Origin of the sequence: Tepidiforma sp. (genome assembly GCF_034432735.1) — a bacterium.
Classification (GTDB): domain Bacteria; phylum Chloroflexota; class Dehalococcoidia; order Tepidiformales; family Tepidiformaceae; genus Tepidiforma.
On the sequence record NZ_DAOUBJ010000146.1, the window covers coordinates 1 to 4,152 of the forward strand.

The following is a 4,152-nucleotide window of genomic DNA, read 5'->3' on the forward strand; positions in this document are numbered from 1 at the left end:
TGTCTTGAGGACATATTCGTGTATTGTGGGGCCGTTGCCGCTGTCGTCGTCGTCGCCGCAGCCGGCGATGGCGAGGCTGGCTGCGCCGAGGCTGGCGGTGGCGCTTCCGGCGAGGAAGCGCCGGCGGCGGAGTCGCTTGGTCCAGTAGGATTCGCGCTGCATGGTGTCCCTCCCCTCCGAGTGCCGCTAGGGGCGTCGGTGTTGTTGCGTGCCTTCTACGGCCCGCTATTGGCGCTGTCAATGACAGGCATTTGTCGAGAATACGTCTCCGATGGTGAGCGGGATTGCGGTCCGCTCGCCCGCCGGGGAGTTCGGGTTGGCACCGGGGGGTGTGCAGGCGCCCCTACAAAGCCTGCACACCGCGCCCGGGCCCGCTTCGGACCACGCGCCGAACCCGACAGCAAAGATTAGACGCGTGTGTTTATCCGAAGGCGCGCAATCTACCGCGGAGGTGGTAGAGTTGTCAATGTCCGACGTGCGAGAATGTGCGGGCGCGGGAGGAAGATGAGCGAGGAGATCGGGCTACGAGGCTACCGGGTGCAGGATCCGGCCCGGGCGGAGGCACGGCGGCGGGAGATCATGCGGGCGATGGCGGAGGTGGTGTTGGAGAAGGGGCTGCCCGATGCGACGTTGGAGGATGTGGCGGCGAAGCTGGGCACGAGCCGGGCGGTGATCTATTACCAGTTCCGGAGCAAGGAGGACCTCTGGGTGGAGGTGGCGGTGGAGGCGGTTCGGACGGCGGAGCGGCGGCTGCGCGCAATCGTGGAGCGAGCGCCGGGTCCGGAGGCGGCGCTGTTCAATGCGCTCCGCGATTTGTTGATCATGGGCGAGCACCACACGATTGTGCGGGCGAGCTACGTGGGCGGCCGTTCGCGGAATCTTTCGCCGGAGGGGCGGGAGCGGGTCCGGGAGGCGGACCGGGATTATGAGCATGCGCTGATGGACGTGGTGAGGTGGGGGGTGGACGAGGGGGTGTTCCTTCCGCGGGATGCGCGCTTGGTGGCGTATACGCTGATGTTCGCGACGAACAACAATTTCACGTGGCGACGGCCGGGCGGGCCGCTGACGTTCGAGACGATTCTGGCGGAACTGCCGGCGATGTTGCTGAATACGGTCTTGGTGGAGCCGCGGGTGTTCGTGCCGCACGGGCCGCATCCGCTGCCGCCGGTGATCGATCCGGGCGAGGTGTAGCGGGCGGCTCAGGTTGCTTCTTCGAAGAGGAGGAGGCGGCTGCGGACGAGTCGCTGGAGGCGGTCGAATTCGTCGCGGCCGAGGGCGAGGGCGGTCTCGCGGGCGGCGAGCTGCTCGAGGCGGGCGTATTGGAGATCGTTCATGGCGTACTCGGCCTCCCAAGCGCGGGCGTTGGACCCGCGGATGCGGACCCAGTCGTCGAGCAGGGGGCGGAGGCTGGCGAGGGCGGCGACGTAGCGGGCGCGGGCGTTGCGGGCGCCTTGGAGGATCTGTGGGTCGGTGGGGTCGGCGAAGGCGGCGTCGATGGCGGTGATGAGCTCGCGCATGAGGGGGGTGAGGAGGGCGGCGGTGCTTTCGAAGTATTCGAGTTCGCGGTCGTACGCGTCGAGCAAGGCGTCGATTTGGCGCGCGACGGCGTCGGGGTCGTCCACGGTCCAAGTATGGCAGGGTGGGGCGTGGGCTGGGAGGTGTGGGCTCAGGTGGGGCCTGTTCGAGCACGAACGATGGGCTCGATGCGGTAGGTGCGGAGGCCGGGCAGGCGGGCGGCGACGAGGCCGACGACGGCGAGGGTGCCGATGCCGCCGGAGACGACGGCGAAGGTGGCGTTGGTGAGGCCGGCGACGAGGCCGGATTCGACGGCGCCGAGTTGGTTGGAGGCTCCGATGAAGAGCATGTTGATGCTGGAGACGCGGCCGCGGAGTTCGTCGGGGGTGGTGAGCTGGACAATCGTCTGGCGGAGGACGACGGAGACTTGGTCGGCCATGCCGATGGCGGCGTAGGTGGCGACGGAGAGGTAGAAGTTGCGGGAGAGGCCGAAGGCGATGGTTCCGAGGCCGAAGAGGGCGACGGTGAGGAGGAGGACGCGCCCGGCGGGGCGGATGGGCGGGAGGAAGACGAGGAGGATGGACATGACGAGGGCGCCGGCTTCGAGGGAGGCGGCGAGGATGCCGTAGCCGAGTCCGCCGACGTGGAGGATGTCGGTGGCGTAGATGGGAAGGAGCGCTTGGGCGCCGCCGAAGATGACGGCGAACATGTCGAGGGTCATGGCGCCGATGATGGGCTGGCGGCGGACGACGAATTCGAGCCCTTCGCGGATGGCGGCGAGGGAGAGGGCGCGCGCCGGGCCCCGGAAGGGGCGGGGGCGAAGGAGGAGGGTGAGGAGGATGGCGACGACGACGAGGGCGGCGTGGACGGCGTAGGCGGAGGCGATGCCGGAGAGGGCGATGCAGAGGCCGGTGAGGGCGGGCCCAGTGACGAAGCCGAGCGATTGGATGGTGGAGCTGACGACGATGGCGTTGGGGAAGGTTTCGGGCGTGACGAGCTGGGGAAGGAGGGCCTGGCGGGCGGGGTTTTCGAACGCGGCGGCGACTGCGACGGCGAGGACGAGGGTGTAGATGAGCAAGGGGCCGATGGCGTCGCTGGTGGTAGCGAGGAAGAGGGCGCCGGAGGCGGCGGCTGGGACGGTGAGTGCGGCGATGACGATGGCTTTGCGGTCGAAGGCATCGGCGATGGCGCCGCCGAGGAGGGTGAGCCCGAGCGAGGGGAGGAAGCGGGCGAGGCCGATGAAGGCGAGCTGGTAGGCGGACCCGGTGAGCTGGTAGATGTGGTAGAGGATGGCGGCGTTGAGCATGGTCATGGCGACGGCGGCTGCGAGCCGGGCGGCGGCGTAGGCGGCGAAGTTGGGCTGGCGCAGGGCGGCGAGGGGATCGTGGTTCACGGGGCGGGCGTCGGCTGCTCGCCGGCGGCGTTATCGATGGCCTGGGTGGCTTGGCGGAAGAGTTCGAGGCCGACTTCGAAGGTGCGTGGGAGGAAGGTGAGGGTGAGCGGTGCGGCGTCGAGGAGGGCGTTCCCTCCGCGGGAGGCCTGGATGTCGTCGCGGAGGTCGGGGTTGGGGTAGCGGACGAGGACGATGAGGATGGCCTGGGCGACGAGGGCGGCCTGGAGGAATCCGAAGGCGGCGCCGGTGAGGCGGTCGAGGCCGCCGAGGTTGAGCATCTCGGCGGTTCTGCGGAGGAGATGGGCGAGGACGTGTCCGCCGATGATGACACCGGCCATGATGGAGAGGAAGGAGACGACGGCGGCGAGGTCTTGGTTGTCGATGATGGGCTGGACTTTGGGAAACATGCGGGAGTAGAGGACGCCAGCGATGGGGATGGAGAGGATGACGGCGACGAGGACGACGAGCCCTCGGATGAAGCCGTTTTGGTAGCCGCGCCAGGTGGCGGTGCCGACGGCTGCGAGGAGGAGCAGGTCGAGCCAGTTCATCGCGGGTATGGTCGGGGAAGCGGGGACAATGCGCCAAGGCGCGGAGCGCGTGGTCGCGGTAGGATGAGGGCTATGGAACGGTCGTTGCTGGAGATTTTGTGTTGCCCGCTCTGCAAGGGTGAGCTGGAGCTTCGGGACGGGGAGGAGCAGGAGGGCGAGGTGATCCGGGGCGTGCTGGTTTGTATGGGGTGCGGGGAACGGTACCCGGTGGAGGACGGCATCCCGAATATGCTGCCACCGGATCAGCGGAATGGAGGCTGAGGGGTGGAGGAGTCGGTCGGGGTGATGCACGAACACGGGTCGGATGGGGAGCGGCTGCTGACGCTCGGCGGCGCTCCGCTGTTGTGGCGGGGGGCGGCGCTCGGTGCGGGGGCGTTGGGGCTGGCGGTTGCAGCGGGGAAGTTGATGCGTGCGTCGCTGGTGTTGGCGCCGGTGGGGGTGGTTCTGGCGGCGGGTGCGGTGTTGGCCGGGTGGGCGGCGCTCATCCATGTGACGGGCGGCGAGCGGTTCGACGACGGTGGATGCGACTGACGCGCGGGATGGATAGGGGAAACGAGCGGGACGGGCGGAAGAGGAAACGGCCCCGGTCGATGACCGGGGCCGTGGTGTGGGAACCCTCGCCCGTGGGGGCGGTCAGTTGTTGGAGACCGCCTGCCCTTCGACGACGCCCTGGGGCGTGATCTTGATGGAGCGCGC

Annotated in this window: 6 protein-coding genes; 3 read left to right on the forward strand and 3 right to left on the reverse strand. The window is 68.9% G+C overall.

What is annotated here, in order from left to right:
• Positions 1 to 504 precede the first annotated feature (504 nt).
• A complete protein-coding gene (locus VAE53_RS12475; RefSeq protein ID WP_322819701.1) occupies positions 505 to 1,191 on the forward strand; it encodes a TetR family transcriptional regulator in 687 nt (228 codons plus the stop codon).
• Between the two features lie 8 nt (positions 1,192 to 1,199).
• Here VAE53_RS12475 and VAE53_RS12480 read toward each other — a convergent pair whose 3' ends face one another.
• Genes VAE53_RS12480 through VAE53_RS12490 form a run of 3 tightly spaced genes read right to left on the reverse strand, consistent with a single transcriptional unit; the run spans position 1,200 to position 3,456 of the window.
• Positions 1,200 to 1,622, reverse strand: a complete 423-nt coding sequence (locus VAE53_RS12480) for a hypothetical protein (RefSeq protein WP_322819702.1) — start codon at positions 1,620 to 1,622, stop codon at positions 1,200 to 1,202.
• 44 nt (positions 1,623 to 1,666) lie between these two features.
• Positions 1,667 to 2,908, reverse strand: a complete 1,242-nt coding sequence (locus VAE53_RS12485; RefSeq protein ID WP_322819703.1) for an MFS transporter — start codon at positions 2,906 to 2,908, stop codon at positions 1,667 to 1,669.
• The gene (locus VAE53_RS12490; protein ID WP_322819704.1) at positions 2,905 to 3,456 is read right to left on the reverse strand and encodes a CvpA family protein; all 552 of its coding nucleotides are present in this window, start codon (positions 3,454 to 3,456) and stop codon (positions 2,905 to 2,907) included. The genes VAE53_RS12485 and VAE53_RS12490 overlap by 4 nt, the downstream gene beginning before the upstream one ends.
• A 72-nt stretch (positions 3,457 to 3,528) precedes the next feature.
• On the opposite strand from VAE53_RS12490, the gene VAE53_RS12495 reads away from it, so the two are divergent.
• Both VAE53_RS12495 and VAE53_RS12500 read left to right on the forward strand, forming a co-directional pair.
• Entirely contained in the window at positions 3,529 to 3,717 is a 189-nt protein-coding gene (locus VAE53_RS12495; RefSeq protein ID WP_322819705.1) for a methytransferase partner Trm112, read from the forward strand.
• A gap of 3 nt (positions 3,718 to 3,720) precedes the next feature.
• Positions 3,721 to 3,987 (forward strand): hypothetical protein, encoded by a 267-nt coding sequence (locus VAE53_RS12500; RefSeq protein WP_322819706.1) that lies wholly within the window; start codon positions 3,721 to 3,723, stop codon positions 3,985 to 3,987.
• The last annotated feature ends 165 nt before the right edge of the window (positions 3,988 to 4,152 follow it).

Coding starts and splice junctions, on each gene's coding strand:
- VAE53_RS12495 (WP_322819705.1), top strand. CDS start 3,529: ATGGAACGGTCGTTGCTGGAGATTTTGTGTTGCCCGCTCTGCAAGGGT.
- VAE53_RS12475 (WP_322819701.1), top strand. CDS start 505: ATGAGCGAGGAGATCGGGCTACGAGGCTACCGGGTGCAGGATCCGGCC.
- VAE53_RS12490 (WP_322819704.1), bottom strand. CDS start 3,456: ATGAACTGGCTCGACCTGCTCCTCCTCGCAGCCGTCGGCACCGCCACC.